The sequence below is a fragment of the Aurantiacibacter sp. MUD61 genome, from assembly GCF_027912455.1.
GTDB lineage: Bacteria > Pseudomonadota > Alphaproteobacteria > Sphingomonadales > Sphingomonadaceae > Alteraurantiacibacter.
Map to the genome: position 1 here is coordinate 591254 of NZ_CP115446.1, position 24344 is coordinate 615597.

The 24344-nt window shown below is 62.1% G+C and carries 20 protein-coding genes and 1 tRNA gene; 8 read left to right on the plus strand and 13 right to left on the minus strand.

The genetic code is table 11. The annotated features are described in order from the left end of the window. Window positions 1-32: 32 nt before the first annotated feature. Entirely contained in the window at window positions 33-3137 is a 3105-nt protein-coding gene (locus O2N64_RS02805; RefSeq protein ID WP_271078773.1) for a TonB-dependent receptor, read from the minus strand. Window positions 3138-3304: 167 nt separating this feature from the next. Here O2N64_RS02805 and O2N64_RS02810 point away from each other — a divergent pair, with 167 nt between their 5' ends. Next, a complete protein-coding gene (locus tag O2N64_RS02810; RefSeq protein ID WP_271078774.1) occupies window positions 3305-4579 on the plus strand; it encodes a TetR/AcrR family transcriptional regulator in 1275 nt (424 codons plus the stop codon). Between the two features lie 39 nt (window positions 4580-4618). Here O2N64_RS02810 and O2N64_RS02815 read toward each other — a convergent pair. Next, a tRNA-Lys gene (locus tag O2N64_RS02815) sits at window positions 4619-4694 on the minus strand. 134 nt (window positions 4695-4828) lie between these two features. On the opposite strand from O2N64_RS02815, the gene O2N64_RS02820 reads away from it, so the two are divergent. Further along, window positions 4829-5461 (plus strand): hypothetical protein, encoded by a 633-nt coding sequence (locus O2N64_RS02820; RefSeq protein WP_271078775.1) that lies wholly within the window; start codon window positions 4829-4831, stop codon window positions 5459-5461. A 2-nt stretch (window positions 5462-5463) separates the two neighbouring features. Here the strand turns inward: O2N64_RS02820 and folK are convergent, their stop codons facing one another. The 3 genes from folK to O2N64_RS02835 are packed head-to-tail and all read right to left on the minus strand — an operon-like array spanning window position 5464 to window position 7697. After that, window positions 5464-5976, minus strand: coding sequence for a 2-amino-4-hydroxy-6-hydroxymethyldihydropteridine diphosphokinase (gene folK / locus O2N64_RS02825; RefSeq protein ID WP_271078776.1), 513 nt, complete (start codon window positions 5974-5976; stop codon window positions 5464-5466). Window positions 5977-5981: 5 nt separating this feature from the next. Further along, entirely contained in the window at window positions 5982-6845 is an 864-nt protein-coding gene (gene aguB, locus O2N64_RS02830) for an N-carbamoylputrescine amidase (protein WP_271078777.1), read from the minus strand. A gap of 6 nt (window positions 6846-6851) precedes the next feature. Then, window positions 6852-7697 (minus strand): class I SAM-dependent methyltransferase, encoded by an 846-nt coding sequence (locus O2N64_RS02835; protein ID WP_271078778.1) that lies wholly within the window; start codon window positions 7695-7697, stop codon window positions 6852-6854. Between the two features lie 93 nt (window positions 7698-7790). Between O2N64_RS02835 and msrA the strand changes: the two genes are divergently transcribed. Continuing rightward, window positions 7791-8324 carry a peptide-methionine (S)-S-oxide reductase MsrA gene (msrA, locus tag O2N64_RS02840; RefSeq protein ID WP_271078779.1) on the plus strand — a complete coding sequence of 178 codons (534 nt, stop codon included), beginning with the start codon at window positions 7791-7793 and terminating at the stop codon, window positions 8322-8324. Between the two features lie 183 nt (window positions 8325-8507). Then, window positions 8508-10169, plus strand: a complete 1662-nt coding sequence (locus tag O2N64_RS02845) for a glycoside hydrolase family 43 protein (protein WP_271078780.1) — start codon at window positions 8508-8510, stop codon at window positions 10167-10169. 96 nt (window positions 10170-10265) lie between these two features. On the opposite strand, the gene O2N64_RS02850 is transcribed toward O2N64_RS02845, so the two are convergent. Both O2N64_RS02850 and O2N64_RS02855 read right to left on the minus strand, forming a co-directional pair. Beyond that, window positions 10266-10748: a DM13 domain-containing protein gene (locus O2N64_RS02850; RefSeq protein ID WP_271078781.1), complete on the minus strand. Its 483-nt coding sequence runs from the start codon at window positions 10746-10748 to the stop codon at window positions 10266-10268. Window positions 10749-10823: 75 nt separating this feature from the next. Beyond that, entirely contained in the window at window positions 10824-12038 is a 1215-nt protein-coding gene (locus tag O2N64_RS02855) for an RsmB/NOP family class I SAM-dependent RNA methyltransferase (RefSeq protein WP_271078782.1), read from the minus strand. A gap of 58 nt (window positions 12039-12096) precedes the next feature. Here O2N64_RS02855 and O2N64_RS02860 point away from each other — a divergent pair, with 58 nt between their 5' ends. Continuing rightward, window positions 12097-12252: a DUF1674 domain-containing protein gene (locus O2N64_RS02860; RefSeq protein WP_271078783.1), complete on the plus strand. Its 156-nt coding sequence runs from the start codon at window positions 12097-12099 to the stop codon at window positions 12250-12252. Window positions 12253-12255: 3 nt separating this feature from the next. On the opposite strand, the gene hemH is transcribed toward O2N64_RS02860, so the two are convergent. The 3 genes from hemH to O2N64_RS02875 all read right to left on the minus strand — a co-directional run bounded on the left by hemH (window position 12256) and on the right by O2N64_RS02875 (window position 16659). Beyond that, window positions 12256-13290, minus strand: coding sequence for a ferrochelatase (gene hemH, locus O2N64_RS02865; RefSeq protein ID WP_271078784.1), 1035 nt, complete (start codon window positions 13288-13290; stop codon window positions 12256-12258). A 133-nt stretch (window positions 13291-13423) separates the two neighbouring features. Next, complete coding sequence (locus O2N64_RS02870) at window positions 13424-15694, minus strand: molybdopterin cofactor-binding domain-containing protein (protein ID WP_271078785.1); 2271 nt, start codon at window positions 15692-15694, stop codon at window positions 13424-13426. After that, window positions 15691-16659 carry an Mrp/NBP35 family ATP-binding protein gene (locus O2N64_RS02875; RefSeq protein ID WP_271078786.1) on the minus strand — a complete coding sequence of 323 codons (969 nt, stop codon included), beginning with the start codon at window positions 16657-16659 and terminating at the stop codon, window positions 15691-15693. The genes O2N64_RS02870 and O2N64_RS02875 overlap by 4 nt, the downstream gene beginning before the upstream one ends. A gap of 137 nt (window positions 16660-16796) precedes the next feature. Between O2N64_RS02875 and hflK the strand changes: the two genes are divergently transcribed. From hflK to O2N64_RS02890, 3 genes are all read left to right on the plus strand, one after another. Beyond that, on the plus strand, window positions 16797-17948 hold the full coding sequence (hflK, locus tag O2N64_RS02880) for a protease modulator HflK (RefSeq protein ID WP_271078787.1): 1152 nt from the start codon (window positions 16797-16799) through the stop codon (window positions 17946-17948). 1 nt (window position 17949) lies between these two features. Then, on the plus strand, window positions 17950-18819 hold the full coding sequence (hflC, locus tag O2N64_RS02885) for a protease modulator HflC (protein ID WP_271078788.1): 870 nt from the start codon (window positions 17950-17952) through the stop codon (window positions 18817-18819). Between the two features lie 159 nt (window positions 18820-18978). After that, window positions 18979-20511 (plus strand): Do family serine endopeptidase, encoded by a 1533-nt coding sequence (locus O2N64_RS02890; protein ID WP_271079592.1) that lies wholly within the window; start codon window positions 18979-18981, stop codon window positions 20509-20511. Window positions 20512-20611: 100 nt separating this feature from the next. Here O2N64_RS02890 and O2N64_RS02895 read toward each other — a convergent pair whose 3' ends face one another. The 3 genes from O2N64_RS02895 to O2N64_RS02905 form a co-directional block, all read right to left on the minus strand. Continuing rightward, on the minus strand, window positions 20612-22876 hold the full coding sequence (locus tag O2N64_RS02895; protein WP_271078789.1) for a transglycosylase domain-containing protein: 2265 nt from the start codon (window positions 22874-22876) through the stop codon (window positions 20612-20614). 116 nt (window positions 22877-22992) lie between these two features. Then, complete coding sequence (gene msrB / locus O2N64_RS02900) at window positions 22993-23403, minus strand: peptide-methionine (R)-S-oxide reductase MsrB (RefSeq protein WP_271078790.1); 411 nt, start codon at window positions 23401-23403, stop codon at window positions 22993-22995. A gap of 267 nt (window positions 23404-23670) precedes the next feature. Continuing rightward, window positions 23671-24342 carry a glutathione S-transferase family protein gene (locus tag O2N64_RS02905; RefSeq protein WP_271078791.1) on the minus strand — a complete coding sequence of 224 codons (672 nt, stop codon included), beginning with the start codon at window positions 24340-24342 and terminating at the stop codon, window positions 23671-23673. Window positions 24343-24344: the final 2 nt, after the last annotated feature.

Sequence of the window (24344 nt, forward strand, 5' to 3'; positions counted from 1 at the left end):
CGCCAAAGGTGCTGGCGGGGCGTTATCGGCAATCAGAAGCTGATGCGTACACCGGCGCGGAAAGTCCGGCCATTGAAGGATGCGAAGTCCGGGAATTGCTCACCGCGGCCACGGGTTTCGTAGGTCGTCGGGCGGCGACCGCCATCGAGCAGGTCGTTGACCGAGGCATAGATGCTCGCCCGGCGCAGACCCAGCAGCCCCTCCAGCGAATATTCCACATCCACATCGAGGAAGCCTCGGCCCTGCTGATACTGGCTGAGACCGAACGTGCCGATCTCTTCCAGCTGGATACCCTGATAACGGTAGGCGATCGTCGCCTCGAAGCTGTCATCCGTATAGTAGAGCGCGGCATTGCCCGTCACGCTGGGCGAATTGAACAGGTCGAATTCCTGCGTGAAGGTGTCTCCGGCGGACGCGATGCCCGCGACGACGACCGCATCGCCCGCTTCAACCCTACCAAGATCGAGATCGATCGCGCTTTCCTGCAACGTCAGATTGCCAGAGAAGCTGAGATTGGACAGGAGGCCCGGCAGGTAATCCATCTGGTGGAACACCCCTAGTTCGATGCCGTAGACTTCGGCGCGATTGCCATTGGCCGGCTGGCGGATGTTCACCTGTGCGCCCGGACGGGCCAGGATTGCTTCAAGCCCGCCAAGCTGTGCCAGCAAGGCTTCACCTTCGGCGCTGAACGGCGCATCGCGCACGGCACTTGCCGGATCGAACTGGCCGCCACCTGGCGTAATCGCCCCTTCGATCGCGAAGGAGTTGAAGATGAAATCGTCGATGGTTTTGTAGAAAGCGGCAACCGAGAACACATTGCCGCGGCTGGCATACCATTCGAAGGACAGATCGAGGGCCTGCGAATAGGCGTTGCGCAGGTTCGGATTGCCGAGATCGAAATCGATTTCGACATCGGTAATGTCCGCCGCAGTCGCCGAATTCGGATTGACGCCATCGGCTAGCTCGATACGGAAATCGCCGTCCACTTCGGCTGCAAGCAGGTCGAAAGTCGGACGCGCAATCGCCGTCGTGTAGGAGAAGCGCAGCAGCATGTCGTCGCTCAATTCGTAGTTGAACGCGACACGCGGCAGCACCTCGAAATTGTCGGTCTCGGTGACGTTCTGCTCGAGCGAGGGAGCGGACAATTCGACACTGTCATTGCCCGAGCCGAGATCGAAGGAGATGCGGGCATCGAATGTCTGCGGCGCAGAAAATTCGCCGTCATATTGCTCGATACGCGCACCACCCACGATGTTGAGGCGGCCGAATTGCAGTTTCGCCTGCGCGTAACCTGCATAGAAGCGCTCATCGGCTGTGACAAAGGTCACTTCCTCGAAATCGGCGCCAGAAGCGAAGAAGGTGTCACGGAAAGTGCGGCGCAGATTGCGCAGCGCAGTCGGGTCGAACAGGACGACCCCGTTCAGCCCGATATCGGCGAAGGGATTGCCGATCCGGTCGTATGTGGAGAGCGAGCCGTCCACCAGGCCATAATCACCGATGACGGCGTTATTGTCCGGCAAGCTGCCGCCAAACGCGTCGGAGTCGTCGACGCCGAGGAATTCGCCATTGGGCCCCAGACTGTCATCTACATCGGAAATGTCGACGAACCGGGTTTCGAAATCGGACTGCTCGATCAGCCCACCGAACTTGATGTAATCGAGCACGCCGCCATTGGTGAATTCATAGGTCGTGTCGAGCCGCGCCGAATAACGCTGGTTTTCCCGGCTATCTTCAAGCGCCTCGTCGAAATCGTTGATTTCACCGCAGCGCCCCGAGCTCTCGGCAGGATTCTCGCAGAACGGATCGATGCCAAGCAGGAAGACATCGAGATCGCGCGGGAGAGGTGCGGCGAACGGCGGGTTGGAAAAGTCGAGCGGCACGAAGGTGACTGCATTGTCATTTCTGCCACCAGGCACATCGTCGAAATCATTGGTGAAATCGATCGAGAGGACGGGCTCATCCTCATAGGCGCGCGAATAGCCGAGCGTGTAATCGAAGGTCCAATTGCCCGCTTCGGTCACACCGTTGAAGAAATAGCGCTCGCGAATTTCGACCGAGTCTTCGATCTGGCCTTCGAATGTGACTTCCGGATCGGGGAAGTCGGACGGCAGGAAACCGCCCATGCCATCGGGATCGATATCGCCATTATCGGCATCGAATTCGACGTTGGAGGTCGTCTGGGTCGTGTCATCGCGCGTGTAGCGCCCACCGAGGGTGAAGATGGTCGAGCTGCTCGCCTGCCACTGCAGCGATCCTGACAGGCTGTAATTGTCACGCTCGATCAGATTGTCTTCAAAGTTGATCTGCTCATTGGTGAAATCATTGGGATCGAGGAAGCCCTCCGGCACCAGTTCGAGCGGATCTTCTTCGGTGAAAGTGGTGCCATTGATGGTGATCGCGTTCAGCTGCTCGAGAGTGAAGCTGGCGGGATTCACATACAGCGTATCGAGATAGGTGCGGCGGAAAGCGGCGTTTACATTGACCGCGAAATTGTCCGTCAGCTGGTGTGTGTATCCGCCCGCAAAGCGGAAGCCGTAGTCATCGACAAATGTGTTGTCGGTGATCTCTGCGGAAAGGAAGCCGCCCTCGCGCCGTTCCAGCGCGCCGCGGGTGCGGATGTTGACGATACCGCCGAGGCCTTCGGAGTAGTGCTCGGGCAGCGGGGCCTTGATGACTTCAATCAGCGAGACGCCGTTAGAGGTCACAATATCGAGCGCGGTTCGGCGGAATTCGTCTGCCGTACCGGTACGAAGGCCGTCGTAGAGAACCGTATTGTAGGCAGCGTCGAGACCGCGGATCGAGATGAACTCACCATCGCCTGTGTCGTTTTCACGCTGGAAGCCGACGCCCGGAATACGCGCGAGAGCCTCTGCCACATTGGGATCGGGGAAGCGGCCGGCCTGGTCGGCGCTCAGCACGTCGATCACCGAATCCGCATCGCGCTTCACATCGATCGATTCAAGGATGGCTCCCACCTGGCCTTCCACGATGATCACATTTTCCGGGTCTGCCTGATCCTGCGGCGCGGGCGCGGGCGTCGCACCATCGGTGCTCTGCGCCGCGACGGACGCAGGCAGTGCGGCGAATGCCAGTGTGATTGCGGTTCCGGTTAAAAACGCTGCGCGCTTGCCCTGCATGATGAATCCTCTCTGCAATTTATGTTTATTCGCCTCATGACGTAGTCAGCACCTGAACACTGTCAATGTTTTTTGAACAGTCGGTTCAAAAATATCGCTTGAGTGTGTGGCCTGCATGTCACATAGGATGCACCATTGCCGATCATCGGGATCGAGGAGAACAGACTGTGGGAAGCCCTGCCGGGGTGCGATTATCCAGCGCATCACGCGATGAAAAACGGGGCCTTATCCTGAGCGAAGCGGTGCGCCTGTTCAACCAGCAGGGCTATTTCGATACGCGGCTGGAAGATGTGGCGCAGCGGCTCGACACCGCTAAGACCAGCATCAGCTATCACTTCAAATCGAAGGAAGTGCTGCTTGCCGAAGCCTATGGCGCGAACCTCGTCTTCGCCGAGCAGATCATTGCCACGGCAGCGAAGGAGAATAGCGGCCTTGACAAGGTCACCAAATGGCTGCGCCTCTACGCCGAAGCCGCTAGCGAAATAGCTCTCGGATCGCGCGCGCCGTTCGCCACGATCAGCGACTTGGCAGGCCTCTCCGATGCCGATCGAATGGCGATCACATCGCGCATGGAAGCCGTCGCGAACGAGCTTGGCACTTTCGTCGAGCAGGGCGTGGAGGATGGCAGCATTGCGGTAACATCGGTGGAAGCGACGTTGTTCTTCCTCCTCAATTCCGCGCACTGGCTGGCCACCTGGCTCGGGCAAATCCCGCCATCCACGCATGGCGAAGCGGTGGACGCGCTGGTCGATCTTATTTTGTACGGAGTGCTCAGCAATCCGGACATGCCGCACCAATCCTATCTGGGCAGCAGCGCGATGGAGAATCCGGACTTCCTGTTCGATCGGGAGGCGCGCAACAAGGTGAAAGTGGATGCATTCCTGCGCGCTGGGACGCGGCATCTGAACCGCAAGGGCTACACCAGTGTTTCGCTGAGCGATGTCGCGGCAGACCTGGGTGTGAGCCGCGGATCGTTTTATTATTACATCGATGACAAGGACACGCTGCTGCGCGGCTGCGTCGACCGGTCGCTTTCACAGATCGAGAAAGCTTTCGAGCAATATGGCAAGCGCGGCCCGGCGGGCGAGGCCCTGTTCCAAATCGCTGCGACGATTTACCAGGGCCACGTCACCGATCTCGACCCGCTTCTGCGCCTGCCGATGCTGCATGCACTCTCCACCACCGAACGCCGCGCCGCCAATGCAAGGCTCGCCCGCATCCGGGCGAATTTCGATGAGCTTGTCGCCACGGGGATGGCAGATGGCAGCGTCCGGCAGCTTGAGGCGGAAGCGATTGGCGAGATTATTCTCGGCGCCATTCACGCGGCAACCCCGCAGCGGCTGGAGTCCTTCGGTATTCGCAAGGCAACGCCCGGGCCGCACTCGGCAACCGCGACGGCTTTCTTCGAACCGCTGTTCACAGGCATTGCCGCCCGCGAATAGGGGCGCAATCAGCTGATGTCAGAGATATCGGAGAAAAGGTGGTGAGCCGTGCTGGGTTCGAACCAGCGACCTACTGATTAAAAGTCAGTTGCTCTACCGACTGAGCTAACGGCCCGACCACGGGCGCTGCAACTAGGGGCAGGTGGCGGGCGGGTCAAGCCGCTTGGTCAATTCGCTGCGGCTAATGCGCGTTTCGGCAAGCTTTCCACCGGTTTGCATTCAGTTTGCAGCAAGCCCGATCGTTGATAGGTGAACGTTCTCAATTTCTCCAGCAAGGGAATCGACATGTTTCGCCTGACACTGCCACTTGCCGCCGCTCTTCTGGCGAGCACTGCCCCTGCCACCGCGCAGGATATCGAGCCGCGCAATACTCCCGGCCTGCCCGACCACCTCTCCGCGATCGATGATGTTCTCACCGGCGGACTGCTCAATGATCCGACCGATCTCAATTGGGCGCATTACGGCCTGGGCCGCGAGCTTATAGTGGATGAGACATATCCCGGTGGCGGCGCCGCTCTGCGCATTGCCATTGGTGAAACAGCGAATGCCTATGATGGCGGGGTGAGCATCCCCCTGCTCGGCCGCATCCGTGCGCGCGACACAGTGACTATCGGGTTTTTCGCGCGGACGATCAGCAGCGAAGCATCCGACGGGCTTGGCCGCGTCAATGTCCGCTTCCAGATCGATCGCCCACCCTACGGCGGTTTTGGCGATCAGGTTGTCGAGATCGGCGCCGGATGGGACTTTTATGAAGTCACCACGACGGCAGACAGGGCCATCAGCCGTGATGGGATTGTGGCGCTACAATTCGGTCTCGAAGAACAGGTCGTCGAGATCGGTCAGGCCTTCGTGGTGAGCGGCGCGCCGTCTATCCTCGACTGACACTAGCCCCGTCGGGCCGCCAATTGGCGCAGGGTGAACCCGCTCAGCGGATCGCGCCAGTCGGGCGCGATCTCAGCCGCGGGTCCGAGAACGAAGTCTCGCTCGCGGAACAGCGGATGGGGGATGATCAGGTCGTGGGTCGCAACGATCCCCCCACTCCACAGCACAATGTCGAGGTCGAGCACCCGCGTCTGCCAGCGCTGCCCTCTGCGCTGACGACCCAGCGCCGCTTCCGCTTCATGCAGGACGGCGAGCAGGCTAAGCGGATTGAGCCGCGTCTCCAGCAACAGCGCGGCATTGGCGAAACGGCGCTGACTCGGCCCGACGGGGTCACTGTCGACGATGTGAGAGCATGCGGTGACCGTGCCCGCCGTCCCATCGAGCAGCTCCATCGCCATCGCAACGATCTCTCGCGGCCTACCGAAGAGCTGATGCCGCTGATTGCTGCCGAGTGCGATCACATAGGTGTGATCAGCCTTGGCCACACCCACCAAATCGTCTCGCAGCCTGCGCATCGCGATCAGATGTCCTCCGCAATCCGCCCGTAAAGCTGGGGGCGGCGATCGCGGAAGAAACCCCAACTCGCACGGTGCTGGCGCGCAGCGTCGAGATCGAGCGTGGCGGTCAGCACGCCGCTTTCCGCCGCGCCATATTCGGCCAGCATGTCGCCCCATTCGTCGCAGATGAAGGAGTGGCCGTAGAAGGTCGTGCCGTCACTATCGCCGCCTTCATGACCGATGCGGTTGGCGGCGACGACAGGCATGCAATTGCTCACCGCATGGCCGATCATTGCGCGGCGCCACATGCGGCTCGTGTCCATCTCCGCATCCTTCGGCTCGGAGCCGATGGCGGTGGGATAGAACAGAACCTGAGCGCCTTTCAGCGCCAGCACACGCGCGGTTTCGGGATACCACTGGTCCCAGCAGATACCGATGCCTATGCGCGCACCGAAAACATCCCACACTTTGAACCCGTCATTGCCGGGGCGGAAATAGAATTTCTCCTCATAGCCCGGCCCGTCGGGGATGTGGCTTTTGCGATAGGTGCCCATAATCTCCCCATCGGGACCGATCATCGCGAGCGTGTTGTAATAGTGATGCCCGTCGCGCTCGAAGAAGCTGGTGGGAATCGCCACGCCAAGGCTCTTCGCAAGCTTCTGCATGGCCACGACCGAGGGATGCTCCGCCGTGGGCCGTGCGAGGGCGAAGAACTCGTCCTTCTCCTCGCGGCAGAAGTAAGGGCCGGAAAATAGCTCGGGCGGCAGGATCACCTGCGCGCCCTGCTGTGCCGCTTCCTCTACCTGCGCAGAGACAGCGGCGATGTTCTCGCTCTCATCGTCGGAGCCCAGCGCAAGCTGGAGCGCTGCAACGGACAGTGTGGCCAAGGCGCGTCAGTCCCGCTTGCGGAAGAGCAGCGTCATGCGGTCGCTCTCACCCACGGCTTCGTAGCGCGCGCGGTCTTCATCGCCGTAACGCAGCGTCGGCGGGAGCGTCCACACGCCGCCTTCCCAATCCGCCGGATCGTTCGGATTGGCATTCACTTCGCTGGTGCCTGCAAGCTCGAAGCCGTGCAGCTCGAACAGACGGACAACATCGCTCTGACGCAGGTAGCCGCGCGAGCCGTTGGCGTCTTCGAAAGAAGCGTCTTCCGGCGCGCGGTGCTGGACCACGCCAACCATGCCGTCATCAGACAGCATCGTGCGCACACCACGCAGCACGGCGTCCGCGTCATTCCCGCCCAGCAGGCCGTGGAGCGAGCGGAAGATCAGCACGCGGTCGAATGTGCCGGCCGCATCTTCCGGCACGGCATCGGTTTCGAATGCGCCGATCATGGCACCTTCAGCCCATCCAGCCGATGCTGCTGCGGTCGAGAAGCGCTGCGGCCAGGTGGTGCCATCTTCGGCCGTGCCGGTCGGGCGCTGCACTGCAAAGTACTCTCCCTGCGGCGCAAGATAAGGCAGAAGAATACGCGTATACCAGCCGCCGCCTGGCCCGTATTCAGCAACCCGCATCGTCGGCTCCACTCCAAAAAACTCAAGCGTTTCGATCGGGTTGCGATACTCGTCACGCGCGCGGTCTTCAGCCCGTCGCGGGTGCAACAGGATGTCGTTCAGGTTGAGCGCATTCTCGCTCGCCTGATGGTCGCCATGCTCATGCGAACCATGGTTGTGGGCGGCAGCGGGGCTGGCGATGGCAAGCGCTGCAGCAGCGGCAAACAAAGGGGTGTAACGCATCATATTCTCCCAACGATTGTGTGGATGCGAGATGGCAGTCCATTGGCCAGATGACAAGCGCCGCCTTCGTCCCCACATAGCACGGCAAAGGAGACCATGATGAGTGAGACTGTAATCGTAGCCGGCGGATGCTTCTGGTGCACCGAGGCTGTGTTCAAGGATGTGATCGGCGTCGAAGCGGTGGAAAGCGGCTATATCGGCGGCGATGTTCCGAACCCCACCTACAAGCAGGTGTGCACCGGCAGCACCGGCCATGCCGAGGGCGTAAAAGTGACTTTCGATCCGGAGCAGGTCACTCTGCCGGAGATCTACGACATGTTCATGGGCACGCATGATCCCAGCCAGCTCAACCGGCAGGGCAATGACGTGGGAACGCAGTACCGCAGCGCCATCTTCCCCCTGTCCGACGAACAGCGCGCCGAGGCCGAAGCCGCGATCGCCCGCTGGAACGAAAGCCATGAAGGCCAGAGCGCCGTCACCACGATCGAGAGCAGCGAATGGTATCCGGCAGAGGACTACCACCAGGAGTATTGGGAAGGCGAAGGCCAGCGAAACCCTTATTGCATGGCGGTAATTCCGCCCAAGCTGATGAAGCTGCGCAAGAGCTTTGCCGACAAGGTGAAGGGATAGGACAGGTTCCGCTTCCTCCCCGGTTCGGGGAGGATCTTAACTTCCACGAAACTGCTCAAGCGCGCTTGAATTAACCATTGCGTACTGCCCGAGCCATGCTGTCAGGGCTCGGGCAGTACGCCAAACCTTGCCAATCCCATCTCCTATGGTAGCGTTACCATAACCGCACTCGGGAGATGCCGATTGACCTCTAAAGCCGCCCTTGCCACCCTCAGCGTGGCCCTGTTCTGCACCCCTGCCAGCGCTCAGGCCGATCCGGCGCCTACGGCCAGCTTTGCATATCTGGAATACAGCGCACAGGAGGAAGAGCCCGCGACCCCGCCGGGCACATTCCGCAACCGGGTGCTGCCCGGATTCCATCCAGACCCGTCCATGGTGAAAGTCGGCGATGATTTCTACGCTGTCACTTCCACATTCTCATGGTTTCCCGGCCTGCCGATTTTCCATTCTCGCGACCTCGTGAACTGGCGGCAGATCGGCAATGCATTCGACCGAACCGGACAGGTGGATTTCTCCGGCCTCGGCATAAATCGCGGCCTGTTCGCCCCTGCGATTACGCATGATGGTGAGCGCTTCTGGATCGCCAACACCTGCATCGATTGCGGCAGCAATTTCGTCATCACGGCAGATGATCCTGCAGGGCCATGGAGTGATCCGGTATGGCTCGATTTCGGCGGCATAGACCCGTCACTCTATTTCGAAGGGGATCGCGCGTGGATCGTGTACAATGACGCCCCACCGGGGGAACCGCTATACGAAGGTCACCGCGCCCTGTGGTTGCAGGAGCTCGACCTCGAGACGATGCAGATGGCGCCCGAGCGCACGCTGCTGGTGAATGGCGGGGTGGACCTTTCGGCAGAGCCGGTCTGGGCAGAGGGCCCGCATATCTACAAGGTCGATGGATGGTACTATCTGCTGACGGCAGAAGGCGGCACGGCAGACCAGCATTCGCAAACGATCTACCGTTCGCGCGATCTGGCCGGGCCTTATGTGCCCGGGCCACTCAATCCGATCCTGACCCAGAGAAACATGCCGGCAGACAGGCCGGACCGGGTGGAAGCGACCGGCCATGCCGATTTCGTGCAGCTTGACGATGGCAGCTGGTGGGGGCTGTTCCTCGCCACCCGTCCGTTCGCCGAACAATCGACGCTTATGGGCCGGGAAACCTTCCTGCTACCGGTGACGTGGGAGGATGGCTGGCCCTATTTCCTACAACCGGGCGAGCCCGTGCCGGCAACCCCTCGCCAGCCGGACCTGGCTGACGGATCGGGCACCGACTGGCGCAATTGGCGAGACGATTTCGATGCGCGCGAACTTGGCCCCGAATGGCTTTCCATCCGCACGCCATCGCCCGTCCAGTCAACGCATCTGGCCGAGGGCGCGTTTCACCTTGTGCCCGCTGCCGATGGTGCGGCATCCTTCGGCAATCCGGCCTTCGCCGGGCGACGCCTGCGTCATCATGCCGCGCAATTCGAGACGCAAATCGACTTTGAACCGGGAGAGAATGGACAGCGCGCCGGCCTGCTCGCCTTCATGGATGAAGGCCATTTCCTTACCGCCACGATCGAGCGATCGGAGAATGCTCGCGCAGTCGTTGTCAGGCGGCGATCCGAAGAGGGCGATCCGGAGGCAGGAGAAGAGATGGCGCGTCTGACACTCTCCGCCGCCGGTCCAGTCGGCCTGCGCATCCGCTTCGATGGCGGGACCGCGCATGTCAGCGCACAGCAGGCGGGGAATGACTGGCAGGAGGTGGGCGGCCCAATCGATGTCGAACCGCTGGCGTCCGTTTACGCCGGATTGTTCACCGGCGTGGTCGTCGGCCCCTATGCGGTGACATCAGAGTAAGCCCACACCAAGCTAGCGGCGTACTTCGGCCGATAAAAAGGCGCGCCCGTCCTCGCACCGTCGGACGAGCGGCGAGCCTCCTTCTTTCGAAAGGTGTTAACTTGCTAGCGAGCGATATTCGGCAGCGGTGATGAACTCACCGAAGGCTTCACACCAGACCACCACTGTCGTGTAATCCTCGATATTCACGCCTTCGGGAACATCGAGCAGGAAGCCGTCGAAGGTCTTGACCGAACCGATGCGAACGGCATCGGCTTTGATGGCTTCGAACCCGGCTTCGTCCTCCACGAAAGTGTCAGTCAGATAGACCATATAGTCCGGCCCCGGCGCCAGCTCGCCCTGATGGACAATTCGGCTTTCGGACACGCTGATCGTGCCTTCACCCCAATGCAGGGCATCGCTGCCAGCAAGATCCCGATTCAGCTCGGCGGAGTATTCAGCAGCAGCAACCTGCTCCTCCAGCACTTCGGCTGCAGGCGCATCCGGAGCAGTCAGGATCGGCAAGAAATAAACCCCCAGCGCAAAGCCTGCGCCAAGCGCGGCAATGTGGGTGACAATCAGGGCAATAATCTTCTTCATGGTGCCTCCCGGCAAAGTGGATTGCTATGCGGGGAATATTCGCTGGAAAGCGCGATTGGTTACATCAGGCTGAGGTTACGCAATGAACCGGGCGATGAAGAACCCGTCCAGCCCGCCCGCCTCAGCCAGCATCCCGGGATGGGTGCGGACCCAGCCTTCGCTTGTTGGCGTGATGCCTTGGGGAAGTTCTTCGGCGTGCACCGGATCGGTGGTAAGATCGCAAGCCGCGGCGATATCCTCGCCCTCTTCGCGCTCGAGCGAGCAGGTGGCGTAGACCAGCGTCCCGCCCGGCTTCAACCAATTGGCGGCGCGCTCCAGCAATTGCGATTGCAGCAGCGCCATCGCCTCGATCTGGCGCGGGCCGATGCGGTGGATCACGTCCGGATTGCGGCGACAGGTACCCGTCGCCGTGCAGGGCGCATCGAGCAGGATGGCGTCGTAGAGCTCATCCGGATGCCACCCCATCGCATCGGCTTCCACGATATCGGCGGAAAGGCCGGTGCGCTCCAGGTTCTGCCGCAGCCGTTCGAGGCGGCGGGAGGAATTGTCGAGTGAAGTCACTTTCCATCCCGCAGCGGCCAGTTGCAGTGTCTTGCCACCGGGCGCCGCGCACAGGTCGAGCACGCGCTTGCCCTCGCCAGCGCCGAGTAGACGCGCAGGGATCGACGCGGCCAGATCCTGCACCCACCATGCGCCGTCATCGAAGCCCGGCAGGTTCTCGATAGCCGTGCCACGCGGCAGGCGGACATGTCCGGGAAGCAGGCTTTCGCCTTCCAGCCCCTCCGGCAGATCCCCGCGCAATGACAGGTCGAGCGGTGGCGGAGCTGCGATACCCTTGGCGATCTCTACCGCCATGTCGCCCCAGCGATGTGCGACCGCATCCGGCAAAGTCGGCGCGTCGGGCAATGTCGCATCCTGCCGGGTGAGCGTGGCGAAGACGCCATGCGCCAAACGCTTTGGCCCGCCAGCGAGCAGAGGTAGCGCCGTCGCGATCACCGCATGCGGCGGTGTCTCCAGCCGCAGCCATTGGGCGAGCATCATGCGCAGCACCATCCGCGCCTTGGCGTCATCGGGCAGCGGCTTTTTCGTGGCGCTATCGATCAGCGCATCAAGATCGGTGAGCCAGCGCAGCACTTCGCCGGCAATCGCGCGCGCGAGCGCACGATCGGCAAAGCTTGGCAAGCCGTTCGCCGCGCCGCCCGCCTGCTCCATCGTATCGCCGCGCCGCAGCACGGCATCGAGCATTTTCAGCGCCGCCTTGCGCGCCCCGCTTCCCGGAATGGTGTTCATAGGGGTGCCCCTAGGCCCAGTTGCGCATCAGCGCCAGAGCGCCCATGTTGCAGAGGCTATGAAACGCGCAACCAAACGCCCCGAAAACTTCACAAAGCCCGCCCACTGGACAAGCGAACCGCCGCCCGAGCCCGAAAAGGGCGAAGTCGACGAAAAGCTCAGCCCCACCCGCTACGGCGATTGGGTCCACAAGGGCATTGCGATCGATTTTTAGAGCTTAAACCCAGCCCGCCAATTCACGGCGAATAACCGCCTCGATCATGTCCATGCCGTTGGTGCGGGCATTGAGGCATTCCAGACGCGCGAATTGTTCGCCGCCTGCTTCGATGAATTCATCGCGGCCTTCCATTCCGAGTTCTTCCAGCGTTTCGAGGCAATCGGCGGAGAAGCCCGGCGCGGCGATCGCCATGCGTTTGGTACCCGCTTCTGCCTCTGCGATGATCGTGTCATCGGTCGCGGGTTCGAGCCATTTGGCAGGGCCGAAGCGGCTCTGGAATGTCGTCACCATGCGGATGTCCGGGCGGTTCAGTTCCGCCTGCAGCAGGCGCGATGTCTTCTGGCAGTGGCAGTGATATGGATCGCCCTCGGTCAGCGTGCGCAGCGGCATGCCGTGGAAGCTCATCAGCAAGACCTCAGGTGTGAAATCGAGTGCATCGAGCTGCGTGCCGATATCCTTCGCCAGCGCGCGGATGTAGGTCGGATCGTCGTGATAGGGCGGCACCGTGCGCATCGCCGGCTGCCAGCGTTGCTCGCGCAGCCAGTCGTTGACCTTGTCGACGACGGTAGCCGAGGTCGCGCCCGAATATTGCGGATACATTGGCGCCAGCAGGATGCGATCGCAGCCCGCCTCTTTGAGTTTATCGAGCTGCGGCGCGATGGCGGGCTCGCCATATCGCATCGCCCAGTCGACCATCACAGTCTCGCCCAGCCGCGCCTGCAAACCGGTCGCCTGATCTTCGGTAATCACTGCCAGCGGCGAACCGCGATCCCACCACACCTTCTTGTAAGCCGCCGCGCTTTTCTTGGGCCGCGTGTTGAGAATGATACCGCGCAAGATTGGCTGCCAGATCAACGACGGAATTTCGATGACGCGCTTGTCCGACAGGAATTCCGCCAGATAGCGCCGCACCGGCCCCGTCTCCGGCGCATCGGGTGTGCCGAGATTGACGAGCAGCACTCCGACCTTGCCGCTTTTCACTGGCGGATGGTCAGCGGGTAAGTGCTGGGGGAGGCCGGAAAACGGCTCTGTCATTACAAACTTCCTGCCAGGCGCCGGCAAAACCGGTGCCGAATGGATTGGACGCATACCGCGCCCCGATGTTCCGTGACCCATGCCCTAGCTGAGGCCGAAAGGAAACTCGCCCCAATGTCGGTAATCGCAGGCCTCATGCAAATGCGGATAGCAATGGCAGGCGTCGTAGGCGCAGGCCCGTGGCGCTGAAGAAGGCATTGGCGACGGCCGGGGCGACGGGCGGCACGCCGATCTCGCCCGGATCGAAAGGCGCAGCATCGCTGTCCAGCAGTTCCACCGTGATCTGCGGGCAATCCTCCAGCGTCGGCAAACCAAGTGCGGCGAGCCGCTGGTGCGTCGGCAAGCCGTCGGCATATTCGGTCGCGCCGCCCAGCGCCTGCGCAAGGCCGAAGACCAATCCGCCCTCGATCTGCTGGAGCGCAATGTCACGATTGACGACGCGGCCGATATCGACCGCTGCATAAAGATGGCGCACCCGCACGCCGCCTTCACCCGCACTGGCCTGCGCCACGAGAGCGATGCGGCCCGTCGCTTCGCCCAATTGCATGCGGTGGCAGGCGAGCCCCTGCCCGCTGCCGCGCGTTCCGCCATCCCATGCCGCCAGCCGCCCGGCGCGCTGCAGCAGATCGACCATGGGCGCATCCTGCCCCAGCATTGCGATGCGATAGGACAGCGGCTCCCGCTCATACTCCTGCGCGATCTCGTCGATAAAACTTTCGCGGAAGAAGCACGTATAGCCATGCGCCCCGCCGCGCATGGGTGCCGTCGGCAGATCGAGCGACACGGGAATGTGCTGCACCACCATGTCCGGAATGGCGTAGCTTTGCGCAAAGCCTTCGACAGCGAGAGGATCAGCCTCTCCCGCCACCGCTTCAATCGCCGCCCAGCTCACGGTATTTTCAAACAGGCGCTCGCCGAATTCGCGCATGGTCGAAGGCGCGGCGATCCGGGCGCGCAGCTGGCTGATCGAGCCTTCCTCGCGCAATTCCGCGCCGACCAGTGCGGCAACCGGTGGGCGCGGATAGGAGGCGGCATGCTCCTGCCAGCGCGACCAGGTGAGCTGGACAGGCCGTCCCGCCTCGCGTGCCAGCAGAGCCACTTCGACCGCCGCCTGATTATCCAGCCGCCGATCAAAACTGCCGCCTGCCGCAACGGGATAAAGCACAACGTCGGAAGCCGAGAGGCCGATTGCCTTCGCCGCCGCCTGCCGTGCGGCTTCGGGTGCTTGCGCCGCCATCCACAGTTCCAGCAAGCCATCGCTCAGCCGCGCAGTCGCGGTGGTGGTTTCGATGGTGGCGTGGACACCGGGTGCGACATCATATCGGCGCGCTTCATCGGGCGCATAATTGTCATCGCCTGCACCGCGGAGTTCTATCGTGGTAGGAACACCGCGCCGCACGGCGGCATCCAAGGTCTCGACAATTTCATTGCTGTCCACCGGGCGTTCGACCACGAAGCGCGGCGCGATGCGGCGCAGCGCCTCTTCGGCGGCCCACCAGTTTTCGGCAATCGCCGCCAGCCAGCGTTTTCCGCGCACCAGCTGGATCAGCCCGCGCTGGCCTGACGCGAACGTTTCGTCGAACGTGCCCAGTTGCGATTGGTTGAGCGGCCCGTGCCGGATCGCTGCGAACACCATATCCGGCAGGCGCACATCACCTGCGAACACATAGCTGCCATCGACTTTGGACGGCAGATCGAGCCGCGGCCAGTCGAGGACGCGCTCACCTTCCATCTCGCTAGGTGGAGCGCGCTCTGCCGGCTCTTCGGGCAGCAATGGCGGAGGGTCGGGGGCAGAGAAGCCCGCCGATTCTAGCGCCAGCTCGGCAAAGCTCGCGCGATTGCCTTCGTGATAGATAAAGCCGTTCTCCGCGCGGCATTGCTCCCACGGCACATCCCAGCGCTCTGCCGCCGCTTTCGCCAACATAGCGCGCGCCGAGGCTCCGGCATTGCGACACGCCATTTCATAGGCGGCAAGCGATGTGCCCTTGGCGGTGACGTTGAACTTGTTCTCGCTCGCCCAGCGTTCGAGCAGTGCATCGTCTGCGTCATCCGCCAGCGCGGGGATGACCGGCTTCCACAGCGGAGCCCATTCTACCGCGAGAGGGAGATTAGCATAAGCGCCGCTGACGGGCGCAGGCTCCACCGCGACCTGCCGCCAATCCGCGCCAAGCTCCATCGCGACAATCTGCGGTAAAAGGGTGGTGACGCCCTGCCCCATTTCCAATTGCGGTACGGCAACAGTGACAACGCCATCGGAGGCAATTTTCAGCCATGCATCGTAAGCGATTTCTTCCGGCCCGGGGGACAGCGGCGTCTCGAATTCGCGCGGCAGGAAGTTCCACGCGACCAGCAATCCGCCGCCAACGGCAGCGCCTGTCAGGAGGCCGCGCCTGGTGACTTTCATCCCACCTTCTCCAGCGCCTGATGCAGCTGCGCGGCGATGCCGATGAAAGGCTTGCCCATATCGCTGTCTGCAGCGGCAGCGGGAGGCGTGCCCGCATCGCTCTTTTCGCGAATTTCCATTGCGAGAGGTATGCGGCCGAGGAAAGGCAGGCCCAATTCCTTCGCCGCAGCTTCAGCTCCGCCCTGACCGAACGGATCGCTGATATCGCCGCAGGACGGGCACATATATCCCGCCATGTTCTCGACAATTCCGGCAATCGGCACCTGCGCCTGCCTGAACAGGTCGAGCGCGCGCTTCGCATCGATAAGTGCGAGATCCTGCGGCGTGGAGACGACCACGGCGGCGCTCGGCTTGAATTTCTGCAGCATGGTCAGCTGCACGTCGCCGGTGCCGGGTGGCAGGTCGACCAGCAGCACATCGGTATCGCCCCAATCGGCATCCATCAGCTGGCTGAGCGCCTGCCCGACCATCGGGCCGCGCAAGGCAATCGCCTTGCCCGCTTCGACCAGCTGGCCCATCGAAACGAATTTGACGCCAAAATCGCTGTCATGCGGGATCAGCTTTTCGCCCTCGGCGCGCAGCTTGCTCGGCGCGTCGGCCAGCAGAGTCGCCTGCGAGGGGCCGTAGATATCCGCATCGACCACGCCGACCTTATGACCCATGCCCGCAAGCGCAACGGCAAGATTGGCCGTCAGCGTGCTTTTGCCGACCCCGCCCTTGCCCGAACCGACGGCGATGATCTGCCGCTCTTTCCTGTCCGCCATCAGCGCCACGCGCACCTCGTTCACCTGATCGAGCGCGCCCACCGCCTCTTCCAGCTCGCGCTGCAACTGCGCTGCGGCAGAGCGGCCAAGGCCACCGGCATCGACCACCAGCGTCGCCACCTCATCCCGCAGCTTGGCCGAACGGACCATGCCCGAAAGTTCGGCTGGAATGGCGGCGCGAATTGTCTCATCAATACTCATCTCAGGCCTTGCTAGCGGCTTGAATTGGTGCGGTCAGCAATTTTGCTGCGCGTTCCCCCCTGTTTTTTGCGAAACAGCTACCTATAGAAGAGTGTATGGAACGATTGGGCGGTTTTATCGAGAGAATTGGCCTGGCTATGGCCGGGAAACGCAACCCCTGGGGCAAGTCCTCCGGCGGCGGCAGCGGATCGGATGGAGGCGACTCCGGCGATGGCGATGCGCCTTCCGGCAGCAATGGTGGCGGCGGACCGGACGGTCCGCGCAACCCGTGGCTCCCCGGCGGCGGCGGTGGCAAGGGTGACGGCGGTCGCCGTGGCCCCAATATCGAAGACATTTTCAAGAACCGCGGCCCCGAAGGCCCACGCCGTGGCGGCGGTGGAGGCGGAGGCCCGACTTTCCGCATCCCGCAGCGGCCCGGCGGCAAGAGCTGGTTTCCGGTTGCGCTCGTCGCGATCGTTGGCGTCTGGTTCCTCGCAACATCGTTGCACATCGTAGACCCTTCAGAAAAGGGCTACAAAATGTGGTTCGGGGGCAAATATTCGGGCGATCTCGTCGATGGTCTGAATTTTACCGCCCCCTGGCCAATCCAGACGGTGAATATCGAGAATACCGACGAAATTCGTCGCCTCACCATCGGCGATGGCGGCGGAGAGAATCTGATCCTGACGGGTGACCAGAACCTGGTCGACCTGTCCTACCTCGTGCGCTGGCGCGTGCGCGATCTGGTGCAGTATCGTTTCGAGCTGGAAGATCCCGAAGACACGCTGCGCGAAGCAGCCGAATCGGCCATGCGTGCGGCGGTCGCGGAAACCACGCTCGATAATATCCTGTCGGGTGAAGGACGCGCTCAGGCACAGCTTCGCGTGCGCCAGCGTATGCAGGCCTTGCTCGATAGCTACGGCGCGGGCATCGAAGTCGATGGTGTCGACATCAACCGGACGGAAGCGCCCGAGCAGGTGATCGAAGCCTTTAACGACGTGCTTGCCGCCCGCCAAAACCGTGAGCAGCTGCTTAACCAGGCGCGCCGGTATGAGCAGCAATTGCTTGCCCAGGCACAGGGTGACGCGGCGCAGTTCAACGAAATTTACGAGCAGTATCGCCTCGCCCCCGAAGTGACGCGTCGCCGCCTGTATTACGAGACAATGGAAACCGTGCTGCGTGGCACTGACAAGACCATCATCGAAGCAGACGGGGTCACCCCTTACCTGCCGCTCCCCGAAATCAACCAGCGCGCGCGCGGCGCATCTTCGCCGCCCTCGCTCTCGGTAAGCCCGCAGGGAGGCCAGTAAGATGGATAAGCTCTGGCAGAACCACAAAGCTGCGCTGATCGCAATTGGCGTGTTCATCATCGTGGCGCTCAGCACCATCGTGATTGTCCCCGAAACCCAGCAGGGCGTGGTGATCCGTGCAGGTGAGCCCGTACGCGTGATCAACCGCTTCGATCCGGGTCAGGAATTCGGCTCGACCGGCGCTGGCATTTCCTGGCGCATCCCCGGTTATGAGCGTGTGCAGATGGTCGATCGCCGCATTCTCGATCTCGATATGGAAGGCGAAACCGTCCTGTCGAACGATCAGCAGCGTCTCGAAGTAAACGCCTATGCGCGCTATCGGATTTTCGATCCGGTGCTGTTCGTCGAACGTGCGCGGACCGAGGAAAGTCTGACCGACCAGCTCGAACCGATCCTCAGCTCGGCGCTGCGGCAGGAGCTTGGCCGCCGCACCTTTGCCAGCTTGCTGACCGCAGAGCGCGGCAATGCGATGAGCAACATCCGCGACACGCTGGATGCGGAGGCACGCGGCTATGGTGCGCAGATCATCGACGTGCGCATCAAGCGCGCCGACCTGCCCGTAGGCCGACCGCTGACGGCTGCGTTTGAGCGGATGCGTTCGGAACGTGAGGAAGAGGCAGCGACGATCCGTGCAGGCGGTGCTCGCGACGCGCAGATCATTCGCGCAGAAGCCGAAGCTAATGCCGCGCAGATCTACGCCGAAGCCTATAATCAGGACCCCGGTTTTTACGATTTCTACCGCGCGATGGAGAGCTATCGCCGCACATTCGGCCCCGTGCAGAATGGCGAGAATGCGGAGAATGTCGGAGACAGTTCCGTCGTGCTGAGCCCGGATAATGAATATCTGCGCCAGTTCCGCGGTGGTCGTTAATCAGTGAGCCCCGCCGGGTTTGCGACACACGATTACAAGTGTCGTTAAACGAGCATTCAGCCGCTATCGGCTGGAAACATCGGCGGGGCCCACACGCTCATGGGCGAAGAAGTTTGCCCTGAACGGACATAACAAAGAGGAACAAAGGACGTGAAGCCAGTGCGCTATTCTTACGGCATCACAACTGCACTGCTTGTTGGCGGTGCGGCCATTTCAATGATCACCGGCTACCCCGCCGGCGCGCAGGTTGCGCAGAACGATCGCATCCAGATTCAGGACGCCGTGCCTGTCGACGGAGCTCCTGCCAGCTTTGCCGATCTGACCGAAGTTCTGCAGCCCGCGGTGGTCAATATCTCCACCCGCCAATCCATCACGGTGGAGCAGCAGGCGAGCCCGTTCGACCAGTTCTTCAACCGCCGCCGTGCGCCAAGCGGACCGCAGACGCGCGAAGCGACTTCGCTCGGCTCAGGCTTCATCGTAAGCGCGGATGGCTATGTGGTCACCAACAATCACGTGGTCGCGCCTCCCAACAATGGCCGGGTGCAGGCGACGCTGGAAGAAGTGACGGTTACCCTGCCCGATGGGCGCGAATATGAAGCCGAAGTGGTCGGCACCGATCCGCAGAGCGATCTTGCGGTGCTCAAGATCAATCGTGCAGAGCCCTTCCCCTTCGTGCGCTTCGGCGATTCCAGCCAAGCCCGTGTGGGTGACTGGGTGATCGCGATCGGCAACCCGTTCGGCCTTGGCGGCACGGTGACGAGCGGCATCGTCTCGGCAGTGTACCGGAGCACCGGCCAGGGTGGCGCGTTCGACCGCTTCCTGCAGACCGATGCTGCGATCAATCGCGGCAATTCAGGCGGTCCGCTGTTCGACATGCAGGGCAATGTGATCGGCATCAACAATGCCATTCTCTCGCCTTCGGGCGGCAGCGTCGGCATTGGCCTCGCCATTCCGGCGGAAGATGCCGAACCCATCGTCGCATCGCTGATCTCCGGAGAGGAAATCCTGCGCGGCTATCTCGGCGTGCAGATCCAGCCGGTGAATGATGACATCGCCGAAGCACTCGGCATTGAAGAAGATCGCGGCGAGCTCATTCAGATGGTCCAGCCCGATGAAGCCGCAGAGCGTGCAGGGCTGCGGGCTGGCGACGTCGTGCTGACGGTGAATGGTGAAACCATCACGCCGGACAATACGCTGTCCTACATCGTCGCCAATATCGCTCCGGGAACGACTGTTCCGGTGACCTACATTCGCGACGGCGAACGCCGCAGCGCGAATGTGACTGTCGGCCGCCGCCCGAGCGCAGAGGAAATGCGCCAGCAGCAGATGTTCCAGAACGAGGACGATAATACGCCGGACGATGCCCCGTCGGATGATGGAAGCTCCATGGTCGAAGATGCGCTGGGCATTCGCGCCGTGGCTATCAACGCGAATATCGCGCGGCAGCTCGGCGTTTCGTCGGACACCACCGGCGTCGCCATCGTCAGCGTCGATCCGTCGTCGGATGCCGCACGCCGCGGCCTCGCACGCGGGGTGATCATCAGCCGGGCGAATGGCCGCGATGTGGCGAGCCTCGCCGATCTCGAAGCGGTCATCGCCAATGCGCGCGAAGCCGGTCGCGGTGCGATCCTGCTGCGCGTTCAAGCGCGCGGCGGCCCTGCGCAATCGATCCCGGTTCGCCTCAACGATTGAAGCGCTGGCAAGCTGGTTGAGGCCGGCTGGGATAAAGAAAAACCCGCTTCCCTGCATCGCGCCGGGAAGCGGGTTTTCTTTTGCCAGAGTAGATAGTGGATCAGAACCGCTGTTCATTCACCAGTGCATCGCCAGTGCGTCGCTGGCGCGGTTGATCTTCCGGGACTTCGCGACCGGTCGCGCGTTCAAGGAAGTCATCGCTTGCTGCTGCCGGGGGCTTGTCCTCTGCCGGTCGATTGCCAGAGGGATTGGCGGGGCGATTGCCGATGGAAATGCCGGGCCGCGGGCCACTGCGCTCATCGTCCATGCCACGCGGGTCGAGCGGATCACGCGGCTCTCGCCGTTCGCCTTCCTGATCGAATTCACCATTGCCGATCCGCTCGCTGCGTCCCGGCTCGATCAGATTGCCCTGCTCGTCAATGTAGTAATAATATTCGCCCTCTTCGCCGAGGTAATATTCGTCGTCTGGCTCCAGCTGCCAATCCGGCAATTTCAGATCGGTATCGAATTCTTCAACCGGGCGATCACGCACGGCGTAACGCATATAGGACGCGAAGGCACGCGCCGGGGCAGTGCCCCCGCCGAGCCCGCCGACACGGCCATTGTCATCGCGGCCCATCCACACGCCAGTGGTGATGCCGCTGGAAAAGCCCACGAAATAACCGTCGCGGTTTTCGCTCGTGGTGCCCGTCTTGCCCGCGACGGGTCGCCCGATCTGCGCCGCGCGGCCGGTGCCGGTGGCGACCGCCGTCTGCAGCAGATCTGTTATTCCCGCTGCGACATAATCGGGCACAAGGCGGTAGCTGCGCGCATTCTCATGCCGGTAAAGCTCGTCCCCGTCGGCATTGGTCACACGCAAGATGCCATAGGGCTCTACCGATTGCCCGCCCGCAGATACTGCGGCAAAGGCGCGCGTCATGTCGATAAGGCGCACTTCGGAAGAGCCGAGCACCATGCTGGGATAAGTCGAAATCGGCGTCGTAATTCCGAACCGCCGCGCCATGCTGGCGACATTCGAAAAGCCCACTTCATTGCCAAGCTGCGCCGCGACCGTATTGGTCGAATAGGCAAAGGCGCTTCGCACGTCGATCTCGCCCACATTGCGGCCATTGGAATTGCGCGGCGACCAGCCTTCGATGGTGACAGGCGTATCGACCACCATGTCATCCGGCGTATAGCCTGCTTCGAGGGCACTGAGATAAACGAACAATTTGAAGGAAGAGCCCGGCTGCCGCATCGCATCGGTAGCGCGGTTGTAATTGCTGGTGACGTAATCGGTGCCGCCCACCAGCGCCAGCACCGCGCCATCACGGTCGAGGCTGACCAGCGCGCCTTGCGTATTCTCCGGCACATTGCTCTGCACCGCTGTGGTGGCCGCGCGCTGCATTCCGACATCGAGCGTGGTCCAGACTTCGATCGGCTCGAACGTGCCGCTCGGCAAAAGCAGGTCGAGCTGCGGCAGCGCCCAGTCGGTGAAGTAGCGGATCGAATCCTGCCCCACATCCTCGCGCAAATTGACCGCATCGACATTGACTTGCCGGGCCACGGCAGGATCGAGCCCGCCATAGGTCACCATCTGCCCGATCACGACATTCGCGCGGCTGACGGCTGCATCGATATCTGCCGTCGGCGAATAGCGGCTGGGTGCCTTTACAAGGCCAGCAATGATCGCCGCTTCTTCCAGCGAGAGCTCGCGCGCCGAATGGCTGAAGAATTTGCGGCTGGCGGAATCGATGCCGTAGGCGCCGCCGCCGAAATAGACCTTGTTAAGGTAGAGCTCGAGGATCTCGTCCTTGGTGAAATTCCATTCCAGCGCCAACGCCAGCACCGCCTCGCGCATCTTGCGATCCATGGTGCGATTGGAATTGAGGAAGACGTTACGCGCCAGCTGCTGCGAAATAGTGGACGTGCCGCCGATCCGGTCCTCCCCGAAGACGCCTTCGATGATCGCTCCGCTGGTGCGGATGAAGTCGATGCCGAAATGCGAATAGAAGCGGTGATCTTCCACGCTTATCATCGCATCTTTCATAACTTGCGGGATTTCGTCGGCTTCCAGCCATTGGCCATAGCTTGGGCCCAGTTCGACGATCTGCGACCCATCGCGGGCTCGCACCAGAATGGTCTGGCCGGTCTGGCTCTGACGCAATTCAGAGAAGGTCGGCATGGATTGCGCGGCGAAATAGACCGAGGTGAACAGCGCGATCGCGCCAATGATGAGGAGTGCCACAGAGGCAATCGCACCGCGTTTGGTCCACTTCCAGAGCGACGACTTCCAGCCGCCAGCCCGCGCTTCCCGCGCCTCTGCGGCTGCCTTGCGGGACCGGTACCCTCTCTTCTTGGAGCTGCCGCTCCTGCGCCTGGCCATCAGACCCTAAATTCCCTCTGTGGGCGAAGCGCCGCTTGCACGCAGCCGCCCGTCAAATTCGCGAATTGCCGCCATGCATAGGCCAAATGTAACCGGGCGTGAACGCTCCAATGCGTTCAATCGCCCGCTTTTTCCTCCGGTTCGAAATCGAGCGAGGCGGAATTGATGCAATAGCGCAATCCTTCTGGCCCGGGGCCATCGGGAAAAACGTGACCCAAATGACCTTCACAGCGCGCGCAGACGACTTCGGTGCGGACCATGCCGTGCGACATATCCTTGTTAAGCTCGACATTGTCCTGATCAGTCGGCGCCGTGAAGCTTGGCCAGCCGGACCCGCTGTTATACTTCGTGTCGGACGGAAACAGCGGCAGCCCGCAGGCGGCGCATTTGTACAGCCCCTCGTCCTTGTTATTCTCATATTTGCCAGTGAAGGCCCGCTCCGTGCCGCCTTCGCGCAGGATCTGATACTGCTCCGGCGTCAGCTTCTCACGCCATTCGGCTTCGGTGAGTGTCATTTTTTCGGTCATTTTTCTCCTTTCGCACACCCATCCGGGCGCGCGTCCTCGGTGCTATTCGCTCCGGCGGGACTGCGTTCCGCCTGCGCGGCACCTGCGGGCTTCGCGGTTGCTCGCTGTCGCTGACCTGCGGCCAGCGAAACCAGTGCTTCATTTATATAGGAACGCGGAGCACGGGCGACTAGCCCGCAAGGCCGAACGGCCGCCCGCAGCGGGCGCGCAGCGTAGCGGAGCGCATCTAGCGAGGACGAAGCCGCGGATGCGGCTTCGCAAAACCAGTTACGCATTTACATCCGCATATTGCCGTGCAGGCGGCAGGCCGTCCATCTTCTGTCGCAGCAGGGGCGAGAAGCTGGGGCGGCTTTTCATCACGCGATACCAGCCATGCGCGCTGTCGTGGCCTTTCCAGTCGATATCGCCGAAATAGTCGACGACCGAAATCTGCGCGGCGGCGGCAAAATCCGCGAGGCTCAGCTGCGACCCTGCAAGCCAGCGGCGATTGTCGATCAGCCAATCGATATAGTCGAGATGATCGTGAAGCAGGCGCTGCGTGTGGCGGAGCACCTGGCTGTCCGGCGATTGGCGCAGGACCAGCCGCTTCTTCATCTTCTCCACCAGCAGTGGCCCGGTGATATCGCCGAAGAAACTCTCATCGAACAGCGCCACCAGCCGCCTGATTTCCGCGCGCGATCGCGCCGAACCGAGGATCAATGGGCGATCGCTTTCGGTCTCGTCCAGATATTCGCAAATCGCCTGACTATCGATCAGCGCGAAATTCTTGGTCGGGTCATGCAGCACCGGCACCCGTCCAGCGGGGTTCAGCTGACGAAAATTCGGGTCCGCATCCCATGGGTAAAGCGACACCAGCTCATAGCCCAGGCCCTTCTCGCCAAGCGCGAGCTGGACCTTGCGGCTGAATGGACAGAGCGGGAAGTGAAAGAGGTGCCACATAT

Excerpts from the sequence above, each read along its gene's own strand:
- O2N64_RS02855 (WP_271078782.1), bottom strand. The coding sequence starts at position 12,038 with ATGAACACCATTCCGGGAAGCGGGGCGCGCAAGGCGGCGCTGAAAATG.
- msrB (WP_271078790.1), bottom strand. The coding sequence starts at position 23,403 with ATGACCGAAAAAATGACACTCACCGAAGCCGAATGGCGTGAGAAGCTG.
- O2N64_RS02850 (WP_271078781.1), bottom strand. The coding sequence starts at position 10,748 with ATGAAGAAGATTATTGCCCTGATTGTCACCCACATTGCCGCGCTTGGC.
- O2N64_RS02895 (WP_271078789.1), bottom strand. The coding sequence starts at position 22,876 with ATGGCCAGGCGCAGGAGCGGCAGCTCCAAGAAGAGAGGGTACCGGTCC.
- folK (WP_271078776.1), bottom strand. The coding sequence starts at position 5,976 with ATGCGCAGGCTGCGAGACGATTTGGTGGGTGTGGCCAAGGCTGATCAC.
- hflK (WP_271078787.1), top strand. The coding sequence starts at position 16,797 with ATGGCCGGGAAACGCAACCCCTGGGGCAAGTCCTCCGGCGGCGGCAGC.
- O2N64_RS02870 (WP_271078785.1), bottom strand. The coding sequence starts at position 15,694 with ATGAAAGTCACCAGGCGCGGCCTCCTGACAGGCGCTGCCGTTGGCGGC.
- msrA (WP_271078779.1), top strand. The coding sequence starts at position 7,791 with ATGATGAGTGAGACTGTAATCGTAGCCGGCGGATGCTTCTGGTGCACC.
- O2N64_RS02805 (WP_271078773.1), bottom strand. The coding sequence starts at position 3,137 with ATGCAGGGCAAGCGCGCAGCGTTTTTAACCGGAACCGCAATCACACTG.
- O2N64_RS02905 (WP_271078791.1), bottom strand. The coding sequence starts at position 24,342 with ATGTGGCACCTCTTTCACTTCCCGCTCTGTCCATTCAGCCGCAAGGTC.
- O2N64_RS02835 (WP_271078778.1), bottom strand. The coding sequence starts at position 7,697 with ATGATGCGTTACACCCCTTTGTTTGCCGCTGCTGCAGCGCTTGCCATC.
- O2N64_RS02860 (WP_271078783.1), top strand. The coding sequence starts at position 12,097 with ATGAAACGCGCAACCAAACGCCCCGAAAACTTCACAAAGCCCGCCCAC.
- O2N64_RS02875 (WP_271078786.1), bottom strand. The coding sequence starts at position 16,659 with ATGAGTATTGATGAGACAATTCGCGCCGCCATTCCAGCCGAACTTTCG.
- hflC (WP_271078788.1), top strand. The coding sequence starts at position 17,950 with ATGGATAAGCTCTGGCAGAACCACAAAGCTGCGCTGATCGCAATTGGC.
- hemH (WP_271078784.1), bottom strand. The coding sequence starts at position 13,290 with ATGACAGAGCCGTTTTCCGGCCTCCCCCAGCACTTACCCGCTGACCAT.